Here is a 15,133-nt window from a genome sequence, read left to right on the forward strand (position 1 = left end):
TTACAAGCCGGTCGCGATCTTTCCGGCCAGGCGTTCGGCGACCGCGGGCGTGTCGGCCGTAGCGCGCGCCGCGGTCCAGGCATAGCGCGCTTCGAAACGGCGACCGACGTGCCAGTAGACGTCGCCGAGATGCTCGCCGATCTCGGCATTGGTCGGGTCGGCGGCGGCGGCGCGCTCGATCAGCGGCAGCGCGCGCGACACGTCGCCGCGGCGGAACAAAGCCCAACCGAGCGAATCGGTGATGGCGGGATCGTTGCCGCGCAGGTGCGCCGCGCGCTCGAGCATCGCCTGCGCGTCCGCCATCCGCTCACCGTGCTCGACAAGCGCGTAGCCGAGATAATTGAGCACCAGCGGCTGATCGGGCGCGCGCGCGTACGCCTGTTCGAGCGCGGTGCGCGCCGCCGGCCAGTCGCCCGCCCGGTCGAGCGCCGCGCCATATTGCAGCCAGTCGGACCAGTCCGCTCCGCCACGTTCGGCCAGTCGCCGGTAGAGCGGCACCGCGTCCGACGCGCGATCGCGCTGGAGGTAGAGGTCGGCCAGTTGCTGCTGCGCGCCCGGCGCCGCATCTCGCGCGTCGGCGAGCGGGCGGGCGAGACGCAACGCCTCTTCCTCGCGTCCCGCCTGCGCGAGGATCTGGACCCGACCCGACAGCGCGGGCTCGGCATAGATGCCGCGGGGGTCTACTTGATCGAGCACCGCGAGCGCGCGATCGGTCGCGCCGTCGGTCGACAAGGCGCCGGCGAGGAGCAGCCGGGCGCGGTCGTTACCCGGATCGACCCGCAGCGCGGACTGGACGAGCGTATAGCCGATCCCGCCGGGCTTCCCCGCCGCGAGGTCGGACGCGACGCGGGTGAGCAGCCAGGATATGCCGAAGTCGAGCCCCGGCGCGACGCGCGCCTTCGGCCGGTCGCGCAGCGCCATGACCGGCGGCGCGTCGCCGACGAGGAGCGTGCGCGCCGCCGCTTTCTGCCCACGCCCGATCAGCAGCCGCGCCGCCGCGATCCGCGTGTCGGTGCTGGATTGATCGTTGCCGAGGAGCGGGCGCAGCGCGGCGATACCCTCCGCCCCCTTCCCCTGCGCGATCAGGACCAGCGCGCGGCTTTCCTGCGCGAAGCGCCGCGCGACGGCGTCGGTCGGGAGCGTCGCGAGCGGGTCCTGGCCATCGTCGAAAGCGGCCCAGGCCTTGAGCGGCGTGGAGAGGATCCTGAGCGGGGTCGCATCGAGCGCGGCGAACGCACGCGCGATCGCGGCGCGGTCCTTCGCCTGCGCGGCCGCTGCGAGTGCCAGCAATGGCGCGTCGCTCGGCAACACGCCACGCGCGGCCAATACCGCCGCGGCACGATCAGCGAGCGGATAATCGCCCGCGCGCACCGCCTCGCGATACGCGCGGATTGCGACGAGCGGATCGGCCGCCGTTCCGCGCAATGCGGCGTCGTAATCGCGCGCGGCGAGCGCCACGCGCCCGTCCGCATCGGCGACGCGCGCGCGCATATAGGCCGCAACCGCATCGTCGCCGAGGGAGGGCGTCGCGCGCTCGAGCGTTCCGGTATCGGCGACGTTGGTCTGCGCGGCGAGCGGCGATGCCAGCAGCAGACCGGTCAAGAGCATCAAGCCCGTCGCCGCACGACCGCGACGACGGGGAATTCGGACAAGGTCACATGTTCGGGTAATTGGGTCCACCACCGCCTTCGGGCACGACCCAGTTGATGTTCTGCGTCGGGTCCTTGATGTCGCACGTCTTGCAATGGACGCAGTTCTGCGCGTTGATCACCAGACGGGGATCGTGCGTGTCTTCGCCCACGATCTCGTAAACGCCCGCGGGGCAATAACGCTGCGCGGGTTCGTCGTAGAGTGGCAGATTGTGCGCGACCGGCACCGACGCGTCCTTGAGCGTCAGGTGGACGGGCTGATCCTCCTCGTGGTTGGTATTCGACAGGAACACCGAGGACAATTTGTCGAACGTCAGCACGCCGTCGGGCTTGGGATAATCGACCTTCTTGACCATGTCCTTGCGCCACAGCGTCTCGTGGTCGGGGTGATGGTGGAGCGTGAACGGCATCTTGAGCCCGAGATATTCGGCCCACATCGTGATGCCCGCGAGGCCCGAGCCCATGAAGTCACCGAACTTCTTGACCAGCGGAACGACGTTGCGGACGATCGACAGCTCCTTCTTGACCCAGCTCGTCTCGAAGGCTTGCGGGTAGGCGGTCAGTTCGTCGCCCTGACGCTGCGACAGGATCGCGTCGACCGCGGCCTCGGCGGCCATCGTGCCCGACTTCATCGCGGTGTGCGTGCCCTTGATCCGCGGCACGTTGAGGAAACCCGCGCTGTCGCCGATCAGCGCGCCGCCGGGGAAGACGAGCTTCGGGATCGACTGCAGCCCGCCGTCCGAGATCGCACGCGCGCCGTAGCTGACGCGCTTGCCGCCCTTAAGCAGCGCGGCGACCTCGGGATGGGTCTTCCACTTCTGCATCTCCTGGAACGGGGAGACGTAGGGGTTGGTGTAGTTGAGCCAGGTGACGAAGCCGATCGACACCTGACCGTTCGCCTGGTGGTAGATCCAGCCGCCGCCGTTCGATCCGTCGGTTTCGCTGAGCGGCCAGCCCTGCGTGTGGATGACCTTGCCCGGCGTGTGCAGTTCGGGATCGATGTCCCAGAGTTCCTTGATGCCCAGGCCGTAAACCTGCGGGTCGCAATGGCTGCGCAGATCGAAGATGCGCATCAGCTCCTTTGACAAGTGTCCGCGGCAACCCTCGGAGAAGAAGGTGTATTTCGCGTGCAGCTCCAGCCCGGGCTGATAGTCGCCCTTGTGCGTGCCGTCGCGCGCGACGCCCATGTCGCCGGTCGCGACGCCCTTGACGCTGCCGTCCTCATTGAACAGCACCTCGGCGGCGGCGAAGCCCGGGAAGATCTCGACCCCCAGTTCCTCCGCCTTGCCCGCAAGCCAGCGGCAGAGGTTGGCGAGGCTGCCGGTATAGGTGCCCTTGTTGTGGAGGAACGGCGGCGTCCACAGGTGCGGCAAATTGACCTTCTTGGTCTTGGTCAGCACCCAGTGGATATTCTCGGTGACCGGAACCTCTGCGAGCGGACAGCCGTCGTCGCGCCAGTCGGGCAGGAATTCGTCGAGCGTGCGAGGGTCGATGACCGCGCCCGACAGGATATGCGCGCCGACCTCCGAGCCCTTTTCGAGCACGCAGACCGAGATATCGGCGTCCTTTTCCGCCGCGAGTTGTTTGATGCGGATCGCCGCCGACAGGCCGGCCGGGCCGGCGCCGACGATCACCACGTCGTACGGCATCGATTCGCGATCGCTCACTTCACAATCTCCTCTCGCGCGGGCGCGCTCCTCGTCGCACCGCAGCACCATCCTGGCCATGCTGCGGTGCCAGTAACTTGACCTTCGCGTCAACCACGCATCCTATGCACGGCAGCAATGGGGGCAGATCAACATATCGACTGGGCCAGTGAAGACTGGACCGATCTGGCGGCAAGCACGCTCGACTGGTGGCGTGCCGCCGGGGTCGACGTGGTGGTGGGTGACGCGCCCGTCAACTGGTTGAGCCGGAACAGTTTACCGGGTTCGGACGAGCCTGCGGCGATCGTCAGTCGCGCGGCGGGCGATGGTGGCGCCTCCGCCGCGCCCGCCGCCGCGGCCTCGCCCGCGGTGCTGCCCACGACGCTGGCGGAATTCACGACGTGGCGCATGGGTCGCGACGCGCCCGATGCGATCTGGTCGGGCGAGGCGATCGCCGCGGCCGGCCCGGCGGATGCCGCGCTGATGGTGCTGGTCGACTGCCCCGAACGCGGCGATCGCGACACGTTGCTCGGCGGCGAGATCGGCCGGCTGTTCGACAACATGCTGCGCGCGATCGGGCTGTCGCGCGACGAGGTGCTGCTTGCCTCCGTCTGCGTGCGCCGGCCGACGATCGGGCGTGTGCCGCGTGATCTGGAGCAACGACTGGGCGAGGTGACGCGCCAACACCTGTCGCTCACCGCGCCCGCCCATCTGCTGCTGCTGGGCGATGCGGCGACCCGTGCCGTTCTGGCGACGAACGTCGCTGGCGCGCGCGAGCGTTTGCACGCCTTTAACCATAAGAATGGAAGAAGCACGCGTGTCGTGGCGAGCCATCACCCCCGCGTCCTCCTGGACCGGCCGGCGTGCAAGGCCGAGGCGTGGAAGGATCTGATCTTGCTGAACAAGGGGCTGGCGTCGTGAGAATGGGTCTGAAACGCGCGGGCGCGGTGGCCGCGTGCGGGCTGGCCGTGCTGACGTCGAGCGCGATGGCGTCGACCGCATTGGCCGAGCCGGCAACCGCCGCGCGCGGTGCCGCTATCCCCGCACAACTGACCCCCGAACAGCGCGACGGTTACCGCGCCGTGTTCGCCGCGATCCGCGAGAGCCGGTGGAGCGACGCGCAGATCGCGCTCGACAGCATGGCGCCCGGCCCCCTGCACACCTACGCGCGCGCCGAATTATACACCGCCAAGGGCAGCCCCAAGGTCGAGGCCGACGCGCTGCTCAAACTCATCAACGAAGCGCCCGAACTGCCGCAGGCCGACCAGATCGCGCGGATCGCGAAGCTGCGCGGCGTGACCGAACTGCCGCCGCTGCCGGTGCAGCAACGCTTGATCTGGAACGACGGCGCGCCCGTCCGCGGACGCGCCAAGGCGACCAAGAGCGACCTTATCGCCGCCGATCTCGCCACGCGGATGCAGCCGTTCATCAAGGCCGACATGGGCGCCGAGGCGGAGGCGCTGCTCGACCAGACGCCGGGCCTGTCGCCCGAGGCGCAGACCGAGTGGCAGGCGCGGATCGCGTGGATCTATTTCCTCCAGGGGCTGGACCGCGAGGCGCGCGCGCTGGCGGCGAAGGCCGAGAACGGCGTCGGTGACTGGACGATCCAGGCGCGCTGGACCGGGGCGCTCGCGGCATGGCGGCAGAAGGATTGCGGCGCGACGGGCCCCGCGTTCGAGAATGTCGCGGCGCGCGCTCCCGACACCGACCTGCGCGCGACCGCGCTCTACTGGGCCGCGCGCGCCGACATGATGTGCGGCCGACCCGACAAGGTCGAGGCGCGGTTGAAACAGGCGTCGCAGTTCAACGAAACCTTTTACGGGCTGCTCGCGCGGCAGGCGCTAGGGATCGACCTGGCCAAGTCGCGGCCGCAGCGCGACGCGAGCGGCGTTTCGGGCGATTGGGCCGCGCTCGAGCGTCGCCCCAACGTCCGCGTCGCCGCGGCGCTCATCGAGATCGGCGAGGACGAGGAAGCCGACAGCGTGCTGCGCCAGCAGGCGCGGATCGGCGCACCCGCCGAATTCGCCAGCCTGACCCGGCTCGCCGAACAGCTCGACCTGCCCGCGACCACCGTGTGGATGGCGCACAACATGCCGCAGGGCGTGACCGCGACCGCGGAGGCGCGCTACCCGCAGCCGAGCTGGACCCCCGACAGCGGCTGGCGGATCGACAAGGCGCTGGTCTACGCGCACACGCTGCAGGAATCGGGGTTCCGCGCGAAGGTGAAGAGCCCCGCGGGCGCGTACGGCCTGATGCAGATCATGCCCGCCGCGGCGACCGATTACATGCGCGAGCGCGGGATGACGGTCGATCAGGCCGCGCTCACCCGCCCCTCGACCAACATCGACATCGGGCAGCGCCATATCGAGCGCTTACGCGACATGGGCATGACCGGCGGGCTGCTGCCCAAGGTGATCGCCGCGTACAACGCCGGGCCGCAGCACGTCGGCGAATGGAACGGCATCGTCCGCGACGGCGGTGATCCGCTGCTCTACATCGAGAGCATCCCCTATTGGGAAACGCGCGGCTATGTCGTGACCGTGCTGCGCAATTACTGGATGTACGAGGCGCAGGGCGGCAAGGCCGCCTCGCCCAGCCGTTCCGCGCTGGCGCAGGGGATGTGGCCGCGCTTCCCCGGCCTGCCCGGTGCGACCGCGGTGCGGATGAACGCGCAGGCGCCGAACACCGCGATCGCGATCAACGGCGCGGTCAGCCCCGCCTCCTCGACCCGCGCCGAGTAACCGCGTGCCGATCGACGAGAGCCGGGCCTTTCTGCCCGTCCGCATCGCCGTGCTGACGGTATCCGACACGCGCGGTCTGGCCGATGACCGCTCGGGCGACACTTTGGTCGAGCGTTTGGAGGCGGCGGGGCACGTGCTCGCCGACCGCGTGATCCTGCGCGACGACGCCGACGACATCGTCGCGCAACTCGACCGCTGGATCGACGATGCCGAGGTCGACTGCATCATCACGACCGGTGGCACCGGGGTGACGGGGCGCGACGTGACGCCCGAGGCGGTCGAGCGCGTCGCCGACAAGATGATCCCGGGCTTCGGCGAGCTGTTCCGCTGGCTGTCGTACCAGACGATCGGCACTTCGACCGTGCAGAGCCGCGCCTGCGCCTGCGTCGCGCGCGGCACCTACATCTTCGCGCTGCCCGGCTCGACCGGCGCGGTCAGGGACGCGTGGGACGGTATCCTCAAGGATCAGCTCGACAGCCGCCATCGCCCCTGCAATTTCGTCGAGCTGATGCCGCGCCTGCTCGAACGTTGATCCGCTAACGTTCTTGCTATGTTCCGCCCCGCCGGTTAGATCCGGGGCATGGCGGCACAAAGGACTCGGGCGATCAGGGGCGCGACGCTCAACGTCGCGAGCCGCCGCTTCGACCTGCCGCAGATCGAGGCGGACGGCGACTGGCTCGACGCGCGCGAGGGCGTCGACGGCGCGGCCGCACCGGTCCGTACCACCGTCACGGTCGAGCATCCGCGGACGATCATCACCCGCAACACCTCCCCCGACGTGCCGTTCGACCGCTCGATCAACGCCTATCGCGGATGCGAGCACGGCTGCATCTACTGCTTCGCGCGGCCGAGCCACGCCTTCCACGACCTCTCGCCCGGGCTCGATTTCGAGACGAGGCTGTTCGCCAAGCCCGATGCGGCCGAGCTGCTGCGCGCGGAGTTGCGCAAGCCCGGCTATTCGTGCGCGCCGATCGCGATGGGCACCAACACCGATCCCTATCAGCCGATCGAGCGCGACTGGCGGATCACCCGCGCGCTGCTCGAGGTGCTGGCGGCGTGCGCGCATCCGGTGGTGATCACGACGAAATCAGACCGGGTCGTGCGCGACATCGACCTGCTCGGCGAAATGGCGGCGCAGCAACAGGCCGCGGTCGCGATCTCGATCACCTCGCTCGACCCGCGCATCGCGATGACGGTCGAGCCGCGTGCGCCGACGCCCGCGCGGCGGCTGGCCGCGGTCCGCCGGCTGACGCAGGCGGGGGTGCCGACCTACGTCAACATGGCACCCGTGATCCCCGCGGTGACCGATCACGAGGTCGAGGACATCGTCGCGGCCGCGGCGGCGGCGGGGGCGCTGGGCGTGTCGTACATCCCGGTACGCTTGCCGTGGGAGGTCGCGCCGCTGTTTCGCGCGTGGCTTGACGAGCATTTTCCCGACCGTGCGGGCAAGGTGATGGCGACGATCCAGTCGCTGCGGGGCGGCCGGGACAACGATCCCGGCTTCTTCACGCGGATGCGCGGGCAAGGCGTATGGGCCGAATTGCTGCGCACGCGGTTCCGCATCGCGCGTGCGAAACACGGGTTCAGCGACGAGCGCCGCCGGCTGAACCTCGACTGCTCGCGCTTTCGCCCGCCCGCGGGCGCGCAGGGCGAATTGTTCTAGGCCGATGGGCCGGGCACGTCGTGCTAGCCGACCGCGCGCAGGCGGACCTCCTCGACGTCGAAACTGACCGCGGCGACGCCCGCCAGTGCCTCGATATGCTCGGCAAGTTCGGCGTCGAGCGAGAAATCGTGCCCGAGCAGCACGCGCGCGGTGCCGCCCCCCGCTACCGCCTCGGGCACCGGCACATTCAGCGTCACCTTGCCGCGCTGCCCGCGCCGCTCCCCGATCAGCGCGGCGAGCGCGGGGATTGCGGCGGCGTCGTTCAGCGTCACCTCGAGCGCGAAGCGTGTCGTCGCCGCCAGCGTCTCGAACGGCTTGATCGCCTTGACGCTGACGCGCGGCGTTTCCTCGCCAGGCCGGCGATCGAGCTCGACCGTCAGCAACCCGCACCCGCCGATCCGCGCCGCCTCCTCCAGGTCGGCGGTGGTGCCGTCCTCGAAACAGGTCGCCGCGAACTGCCCGGTCGCGTCCGACAGCGTCGCCATCAGATAGCGCCGCCCGCGCGCGGAGGTGCGCCAGCGCGCTTCCTCGACCAGCACCGCGAGCGTCGCGCCGACGCGCGCTCCATCGGCGATGTGAAGCTCACCGAGCGACGCGAAGGTGCGCGCGCCGTGCATCTTGGCGAGCATGCGGTGCCGATCGACCGGGTGCGCCGAGAAATAGAAGCCGAAGGCGTCCTTCTCCTGCTCCATCCGCTCGCTCAGGCTCCAGCGCGCCGTCGTGGGCAGCTTGATCACGTCGCCGGCGTGGCTTTCCTCGCCGAACAGGCCGCCCTGCCCGCTGGTGCGGCCGTGATGCGCGCTCGCCGCCACTGCGAGGATCGTCTCCGCGACCGCGTGAACGCCCGCGCGATTGGGTTCGAGCCCGTCGAACGCGCCCGCGGCCGCCAGCGTCTCCAGCTGCCGCTTGTTGATCAGGCGCGGGTCGACCCGCTCGGCGAGGTCGGACAGGTTCTTGAACGTGCCGCCCTGCGCGCGCGCCTCGACCAGCCGCTCCATCGCGCCTTCGCCGACCGATTTGAGCGCGGCGAGTGCGAAGCGCACCGCGAGGCCACCGTCGGCGGTCGGCTCCACGTCGAACTCGGCCTGGCTGGCATTGATGCACGGCGGCAGCAGCTCGACGTTCATCCGCCGCGCATCCTCGACGAAGATCGCGAGCTTGTCAGTTAAGTGCAGGTCGTAACACATTGATGCCGCAAAGAATTCGTGCGGGTGGTGCGCCTTCAGCCACGCGGTCTGATACGCGAGCAGCGCGTAGGCGGCGGCGTGGCTTTTGTTGAAGCCGTAGCCCGCGAACTTGTCGATCAAGTCGAACAGTTCGTTCGCCTTTGCCTTGGGGATCCCGTTCACTTCCTGGCACCCGGCGACGAAGATCGAGCGCTGCGCGTCCATCTCCGCCTTGACCTTCTTGCCCATCGCGCGGCGCAGCAGGTCGGCGCCGCCGAGCGAATAGCCCGCGAGCACCTGCGCGGCCTGCATCACCTGTTCCTGGTAGACGAAGATGCCGTAGGTCTCAGCGAGGATCGGCTCCAGCAGCGCGTGCGGATATTCGATCGGCTCGGTGCCCTGCTTGCGGCGACCGAACGACGGGATATTGTCCATCGGACCCGGGCGGTAGAGCGACACGAGCGCGACGATGTCGCCGAAATTGGTCGGTCGCACCGCCGACAGCGTGCGGCGCATGCCCTCGGATTCGAGCTGGAACACGCCCACGGTGTTGCCGCTCTGAAGCAACCGGTAGACCGCCTCGTCGTCCCAGGCGAGCGCGTCGAGATCGATCGAAATGCCGCGTTTGGCAAGCAGTTGCACCGCTTTCTTCAGAACCGACAGCGTCTTCAAGCCGAGGAAGTCGAACTTCACCAGCCCCGCGCTCTCGACGTACTTCATGTCGAACTGCGTCACCGGCATGTCCGAGCGCGGGTCGCGGTAGAGTGGCACGAGCTGCGCCAACGGCCGGTCGCCGATCACCACGCCCGCGGCGTGCGTCGACGAGTGGCGCGGCAGGCCCTCCAATTGCGTCGCCAGGTCGAGCAGGTGCCGGACCTGATTGTCGTTGGCATATTCCTTGGCGAGTTCGGGCACGCCGTTGAGCGCGCGCTTCAGGTCCCAGGGATCGGTCGGGTGGTTGGGCACGAGCTTGGCGAGGCGGTCGACCTGCCCGTAGCTCATCTGCAGCACGCGGCCGGTGTCCTTCAACACCGCGCGCGCCTTCAGCTTACCGAAGGTGATGATCTGCGCGACCTGATCGCGGCCGTATTTCTCCTGCACGTAGCGGATCACCTCGCCGCGCCGCGTTTCGCAGAAGTCGATGTCGAAGTCGGGCATCGACACGCGCTCGGGGTTGAGGAAGCGTTCGAACAGCAGGCCGAGCTTGATCGGGTCGAGATCGGTGATCGTCAATGCCCAGGCGACCGCGCTGCCCGCACCCGATCCGCGCCCCGGGCCGACCGGAATGTCGTGCGACTTCGCCCACTGGATAAAGTCGGCGACGATCAGGAAATAGCCGGGGAAACCCATCTGGATGATGACGTCGAGCTCGAACTCGAGCCGGTCGCGGTACCCCTGCTTCCAGTCGGGCGCGAGCGGCTCGGCGGCGTCGCCCGCCGCCTGCGCCAATTCCTCGATCCGCACGAGGCGAGCCTCGAGCCCCTCGCGCGCGCGGTCGCGCAGCATCGCCGCCTCGCCCTCGCGGTCGCCCGCGAGGCTGGGGAGGATCGGCTTGCGCTTGGGCGCCGCCACCGCGCAGCGCTGCGCGACGACCAGCGTGTTGTCGATCGCCTCGGGCAGGTCGGCGAACAGCGCGCGCATCTCCGCGGCGGGTTTCATCCATGCCTCGGGCGAGCTGCGCGGGCGATCCTCGGTTTCGACATAGGTCGAGTTCGCGATGCACAGCATCGTGTCGTGCGCTTCGCCGAAGCTCGCTTCCTCGAAGCACGACGGGTTGGTCGCGACGAGCGGGAGGTTCCGCGCATAAGCGAGCTCGATCAGAGCCTCCTCCGCCGCGTCCTCGATCGCGTCACCGCGGCGGACAAGTTCGACGTAGAGCCGGTCGGGGAACAGCGACAGCAGGCGATCGGCATAGGCCGCGGCCCGCGCGGGCTGATCCTCGGCGAACAGGCGCGCGAGCGCACCCTCGCCGCCCGCGGTCAGCGCGAGAAGGCCGGCGGCGTGCCGCTCCAGCGCGTCGAAGCCGACGTGCGGGGCGTGTTCGAGCGGGCGGTCGAGATGCGCCTGGCTGACAAGCGCGCACAGATTGTCGTAGCCGGTCGTGTCCTGCGCGTAGAGCGCGATCCAGTCGACCACGGGCGCGCTACCCTCCGGCATATCGGGGCGGCAGATGCCCAGCATCGTGCCGATCACGGGCTGGACGCCCGCGGCGAACGCGCCATCGGAGAAGGCCATCGCGGCATAGAGACCGTTGCGGTCGGTCAGCGCGGCGGCGGGAAAGCCGAGTTTCGCCGCGCGCTTGGCGATCGCCTTCGGATCGATCGCGCCGTCGAGCATGGTGTAGCAGGAAAAGATGCGGAGCGGCACGAACCCGGAATGCGGCATCGCTGCAACCTAGGCGCGCGCGAGCGATTCGACCAGCATCGAACCGGTCAAAGCGGATGATCCCTGCGGAACCGGCGCGCGCGGCGCCCGTTCGGCGGCGCAACCAGGAGATAGTGCGATGACGGATCTGCGCGGCGACGGACGAGTGACCGATGGAGAAACCGGTGCGGGCTGGGGCTGGATCATGGCCTACGGCATCGTGTCGGTCCTGCTGGGGGTGGCGGCGTTCGCCGCGCCGTTCGCGGCGACCTACGCGGCGACCGTCGTGATCGGCGCGTTCTTCTTCGTCGCGGGCGGGTTCGCGATCGCGGCGTCGATCTTCGGGCGGGGCTCTGCGCATCGCGGCTACACGATCGTGTTCGGCGCGCTGTCGGTGATTGTTGGGCTGATCATGCTGCTCGAGCCCGCGACGGGTGCCTTGTCGTTGACGCTGATGGTGGCGGTCTGGCTGGGCGTACGCGGGGTGCTCGAGCTGGTGTACGGTTTCCGGCTGACACGCGGGCGCGGCATGTTGATCGCGCTGGGCATCATCAACATCTTGCTCGCGCTGTTCATCCTGGCGACGGTGCCGTTCTCCGCGCTGACGCTGCCTGGCTATATCCTGGGCATAAGTTTCGTGTTCGGCGGCGTGACCTCGATCACCGCCGCGGCCGACCACCGCAAGGGCGCGAGCGCGTTCGCGGTGCCGGGCTAGGCGATCAGAGCAGCGCCTCGATATCGCGGCGGATGTCCTCGGGCTTGGTGGTGGGCGCGTAGCGGCGCACGGTTCGCCCATCACGGTCGATCAGGAACTTGGTGAAGTTCCACTTGATCGCCTTTGTCCCCATCACGCCGGGCGCGTCGGCCTTCAACCGCTCGAACAGCGGGTCGGCGCGCTTGCCGTTGACGTCGATCTTGGCGAAAACCGGAAAGGTCACGTCGTAAGTCAGCGAGCAGAAGTTCGCGATCTCGTCCGCGTCGCCGGGCTCCTGTGCGCCGAACTGGTTGCACGGGAACGCCAGCACCTCGAACCCGCGTGGCGAGAGGTCACGGTGGAGCGCCTCCAACCCCTCATATTGCGGGGTGAAGCCGCATTTGGACGCGGTGTTGACGATCAGCAGCACCTTGCCGCGCCATTGGTCGAGCCCGGTCGGCGATCCGTCGGCGGCGGTGACGGTCAGGTCGATAATGGGCATGTCGGTGATCGCGGTCATCGTGCTTCCCCTCGCATCAGCTGGTCGAGATTGCGCCGCACCTGCGGCCACTCGTGCGCCATGATCGAATAGACCGCGCTGTCGCGCACCTCGCCCTCGGGCGTGACCATGTGTCCGCGCAAGGTTCCGTCGAGCCGCGCGCCGAGCCGCTCGATCGCGGTGCGTGAAGCGCGGTTGAGCACGTTGGTGCGTAGCTGCACGCACTGGCAGCCGAGAATGTCGAAGGCGTGGGTGAGCAGCATCCGCTTCGCCTCGGTGTTGACGCCGGTCCGCTGGACGCGCGGGGCGTAGACGGTGCCGCCGATCTCGACGCGGCGATGCGCCTCGTTCATCCGCAGGAAGCGCGTGACGCCCGCGACCGCGCCATTCGCGTCGAGGACGGCGAAGGGCAGCGCGCGCCCCGCCGCGACCTGTTCTTCGATCGCGTCGTACCAACGATCGATGGTGGTCGCGTCAGGGACGATCGTCGCGAAGCTTGGGCCCACGTCGGCGAGCGCGGTGACGATGGCGTCGCGGTCACGGCGCGAAAGCGGGCGGAGCGTGACGTGTCGGCCCGAGAGCGTCACCGCCTCGCGCCACGCGCTCACTGCAACTGACCCTCGTGCAGCCGCACCACCCGGTCCATCCGCGCCGCCAGCCGCTCGTTGTGCGTCGCGACAAGCGCGGCCGAGCCTTCCTCGCGCACCAGCCGCAGGAATTCGGCAAGCACCACGTCGGCGGTGTGTTCGTCGAGATTGCCGGTCGGTTCGTCCGCGAGGATCAACGCGGGGCGATTGGCGAGCGCGCGCGCGACCGCGACGCGCTGCTGTTCGCCGCCCGAGAGCTGCGACGGGCGATGCGTCAGGCGATGGCCGAGCCCGAGAACCGTCAGGAGATTGGTCGCGCGCGCTTCCGCGGCGGCGCGATCGTCACCGTGGACGAGCTGCGGCAGGATCACGTTCTCGATCGCGTTGAAATCGGCGAGCAGGTGGTGGAATTGATACACGAAGCCGAGCCGGTCGCGGCGGACCGCGGTGCGGCCCTTCGCATCGAGCCGCGCCGCCTCCTCGCCCGCGATGCGGATCGAGCCCTCGAACCCGCCTTCCAATAGCCCGATTGCCTGAAGCATCGTCGACTTGCCAGAACCGGAGGGGCCAAGCAGCGCGACGATCTCGCCCGGCGCGATCGACAGGTTCACGCCGCGCAGCACGTGGATCGTCTCCGAGCCCTGGGTGAAGCTGCGCGCGAGGCCGCGGGTTTCGAGCACGGGACCGCTCGCTTCAACACCGCCGCCGTTGGTCACGGCGAAGCCGCCAGCGCCGATTGCTCCCGGGGCGGCTCCGATGCGCCGGCCGATGCCCTCTGCGACGTCACTCATACCTTAACACCTGCACCGGATCGGTACTCGCCGCCTTGTAGGCCGGATATATCGTTGCGAGGAAGGTCATGACGAGCGTGATGACGACGATGGCGACGATCTCCACCGGATCGGGTTTGGACGGCAGCTCGGTCAGATAGCGGATCGAGGGATCCCACAGATTCTGCCCCGTGACGAACTGGACGAAATTGACCACCGCCTGGCGGTAGAAGAGGAACACCGACCCCAGCACGAGCCCCGCGATCGTGCCGAGCACGCCGATCGTCGTGCCGACCGTCATGAAGATGCGCAGCATCGCCCCCCGGCTCGCCCCCATCGTCCGCAGGATCGCGATGTCGCGCGTCTTCGCGCGAACCAGCATGATCAGCGAGCTGGCGATGTTGAACGCAGCAACCAGAATGATGATGCACAGGACCACGAACATCGCGACCCGCTCGACCGCCAGCGCGTCGAACAGTTCGGCATTCAACTGGCGCCAGTCGCGGATGATCGCGTCACCCTGCACCTTGGGCGCGAGCGGGGCGAGGATTTCGCCGACGCGGTCGGCATTCTGCGTCTCGAGCTCGATCATGCTGACCGCATCACCCATCAGCAGCAGCGTCTGCGCATCCTGGATCGGCATGATGACGTACGCCTTGTCATAGTCGTAGATCCCGACCTCAAAGATCGCGCCGACGGTGTAGCTGACCTGACGCGGCACGGTGCCGAACGGGGTCGATTGCCCCTGCGGGTTCCAGATCGTGATCTGCGACCCGATCGTCGCGCCCAGCGCCTCCGCCAGCCGCGCACCGATCGCGACGTTGTTGCTGCCGGGCGTCACAGACGACAGGCTGCCGACCACCACCTTCGACTGGATCGTCGCGTTCTGGCGAATATCCTGCGTCCGCATGCCGCGCAGCAGGATGAATTCGGCGCGGCCGTTATAGGTGGCGAACAGCGGCTGCTCGATCAGCGGGGTCGCTTCGGTCACACCCGGCGTCGCGCGCGCTTCTCGCACCACCTGTTGCCAGTCGGGCAGGCGCCCGCCCACCCCCTGCACTACCGCGTGACCGTTCAGACCGACGATCTTGTCGAACAGCTCGGCGCGAAAGCCGTTCATCACGCTCATGACGATGACGAGCGCGGCGACGCCCAGCATCACCGCGCCCAGGCTGAACCCGGCGACCAGGACAATGAAGCGTTCACCGCGGCCGGGCAGCAGGTACCGGCGCGCGATCATGCTCTCGTAGCGCGACAGCAACATGGCGGTCGCTCTAGGATGCGGGCGGCGCGCTGGCAACGGGCAGGAGCGCGGCGGCGGCGCAACCGGGCTGTGGCGAATACGACACAGCAT

General features: G+C 68.8%; 12 protein-coding genes. 5 read left to right on the forward strand and 7 right to left on the reverse strand.

Annotation, left to right across the window (positions count from 1 at the left end; translation table 11 throughout):
- Complete coding sequence (locus tag KZ810_RS09660) at positions 1-1,608, reverse strand: tetratricopeptide repeat protein (protein WP_219768869.1); 1,608 nt, start codon at positions 1,606-1,608, stop codon at positions 1-3.
- A gap of 46 nt (positions 1,609-1,654) precedes the next feature.
- A complete protein-coding gene (locus KZ810_RS09665) occupies positions 1,655-3,298 on the reverse strand; it encodes an electron transfer flavoprotein-ubiquinone oxidoreductase (protein WP_219769074.1) in 1,644 nt (547 codons plus the stop codon).
- Between the two features lie 135 nt (positions 3,299-3,433).
- On the opposite strand from KZ810_RS09665, the gene KZ810_RS09670 reads away from it, so the two are divergent.
- Genes KZ810_RS09670 through KZ810_RS09685 form a run of 4 tightly spaced genes read left to right on the forward strand, consistent with a single transcriptional unit; the run spans position 3,434 to position 7,699 of the window.
- Positions 3,434-4,216 carry a uracil-DNA glycosylase family protein gene (locus KZ810_RS09670; RefSeq protein ID WP_219768870.1) on the forward strand — a complete coding sequence of 261 codons (783 nt, stop codon included), beginning with the start codon at positions 3,434-3,436 and terminating at the stop codon, positions 4,214-4,216.
- A gap of 2 nt (positions 4,217-4,218) precedes the next feature.
- Positions 4,219-6,036, forward strand: a complete 1,818-nt coding sequence (locus tag KZ810_RS09675) for a lytic transglycosylase domain-containing protein (RefSeq protein WP_373369154.1) — start codon at positions 4,219-4,221, stop codon at positions 6,034-6,036.
- A gap of 4 nt (positions 6,037-6,040) precedes the next feature.
- On the forward strand, positions 6,041-6,568 hold the full coding sequence (gene moaB / locus KZ810_RS09680; RefSeq protein WP_219768871.1) for a molybdenum cofactor biosynthesis protein B: 528 nt from the start codon (positions 6,041-6,043) through the stop codon (positions 6,566-6,568).
- A 48-nt stretch (positions 6,569-6,616) separates the two neighbouring features.
- A complete protein-coding gene (locus KZ810_RS09685; protein WP_219768872.1) occupies positions 6,617-7,699 on the forward strand; it encodes a PA0069 family radical SAM protein in 1,083 nt (360 codons plus the stop codon).
- A 23-nt stretch (positions 7,700-7,722) separates the two neighbouring features.
- Here KZ810_RS09685 and dnaE read toward each other — a convergent pair whose 3' ends face one another.
- Positions 7,723-11,250, reverse strand: a complete 3,528-nt coding sequence (dnaE, locus tag KZ810_RS09690) for a DNA polymerase III subunit alpha (RefSeq protein WP_219768873.1) — start codon at positions 11,248-11,250, stop codon at positions 7,723-7,725.
- 118 nt (positions 11,251-11,368) lie between these two features.
- Between dnaE and KZ810_RS09695 the strand changes: the two genes are divergently transcribed.
- Positions 11,369-11,944 (forward strand): HdeD family acid-resistance protein, encoded by a 576-nt coding sequence (locus tag KZ810_RS09695; protein WP_219768874.1) that lies wholly within the window; start codon positions 11,369-11,371, stop codon positions 11,942-11,944.
- Positions 11,945-11,948: 4 nt separating this feature from the next.
- Here the strand turns inward: KZ810_RS09695 and KZ810_RS09700 are convergent, their stop codons facing one another.
- From KZ810_RS09700 to KZ810_RS09715, 4 genes are read right to left on the reverse strand one after another with little or no spacing between them, the layout of a single operon-like run.
- Positions 11,949-12,443: a glutathione peroxidase gene (locus tag KZ810_RS09700; protein WP_219768875.1), complete on the reverse strand. Its 495-nt coding sequence runs from the start codon at positions 12,441-12,443 to the stop codon at positions 11,949-11,951.
- Positions 12,440-13,030, reverse strand: a complete 591-nt coding sequence (locus KZ810_RS09705; protein ID WP_219768876.1) for a GNAT family N-acetyltransferase — start codon at positions 13,028-13,030, stop codon at positions 12,440-12,442. The genes KZ810_RS09700 and KZ810_RS09705 overlap by 4 nt, the downstream gene beginning before the upstream one ends.
- A complete protein-coding gene (locus tag KZ810_RS09710) occupies positions 13,027-13,800 on the reverse strand; it encodes an ABC transporter ATP-binding protein (protein ID WP_258044686.1) in 774 nt (257 codons plus the stop codon). Before KZ810_RS09710 ends, KZ810_RS09705 begins: the two co-directional genes overlap by 4 nt.
- Positions 13,793-15,043 carry a lipoprotein-releasing ABC transporter permease subunit gene (locus tag KZ810_RS09715; protein ID WP_219768877.1) on the reverse strand — a complete coding sequence of 417 codons (1,251 nt, stop codon included), beginning with the start codon at positions 15,041-15,043 and terminating at the stop codon, positions 13,793-13,795. The genes KZ810_RS09710 and KZ810_RS09715 overlap by 8 nt, the downstream gene beginning before the upstream one ends.
- Positions 15,044-15,133: the final 90 nt, after the last annotated feature.

The organism is Sphingomonas citricola (genome assembly GCF_019429535.1).
GTDB classification, from domain to species: Bacteria; Pseudomonadota; Alphaproteobacteria; order Sphingomonadales; family Sphingomonadaceae; genus Sphingomonas; species Sphingomonas citricola.

Coding starts and splice junctions, on each gene's coding strand:
- KZ810_RS09660 (WP_219768869.1), bottom strand. CDS start 1,608: ATGCTCTTGACCGGTCTGCTGCTGGCATCGCCGCTCGCCGCGCAGACC.
- KZ810_RS09665 (WP_219769074.1), bottom strand. CDS start 3,298: ATGCCGTACGACGTGGTGATCGTCGGCGCCGGCCCGGCCGGCCTGTCG.
- KZ810_RS09670 (WP_219768870.1), top strand. CDS start 3,434: ATGGGGGCAGATCAACATATCGACTGGGCCAGTGAAGACTGGACCGAT.
- KZ810_RS09675 (WP_373369154.1), top strand. CDS start 4,219: ATGGGTCTGAAACGCGCGGGCGCGGTGGCCGCGTGCGGGCTGGCCGTG.
- KZ810_RS09685 (WP_219768872.1), top strand. CDS start 6,617: ATGGCGGCACAAAGGACTCGGGCGATCAGGGGCGCGACGCTCAACGTC.
- dnaE (WP_219768873.1), bottom strand. CDS start 11,250: ATGCCGCATTCCGGGTTCGTGCCGCTCCGCATCTTTTCCTGCTACACC.
- KZ810_RS09695 (WP_219768874.1), top strand. CDS start 11,369: ATGACGGATCTGCGCGGCGACGGACGAGTGACCGATGGAGAAACCGGT.
- KZ810_RS09700 (WP_219768875.1), bottom strand. CDS start 12,443: ATGACCGCGATCACCGACATGCCCATTATCGACCTGACCGTCACCGCC.
- KZ810_RS09710 (WP_258044686.1), bottom strand. CDS start 13,800: ATGAGTGACGTCGCAGAGGGCATCGGCCGGCGCATCGGAGCCGCCCCG.
- KZ810_RS09715 (WP_219768877.1), bottom strand. CDS start 15,043: ATGTTGCTGTCGCGCTACGAGAGCATGATCGCGCGCCGGTACCTGCTG.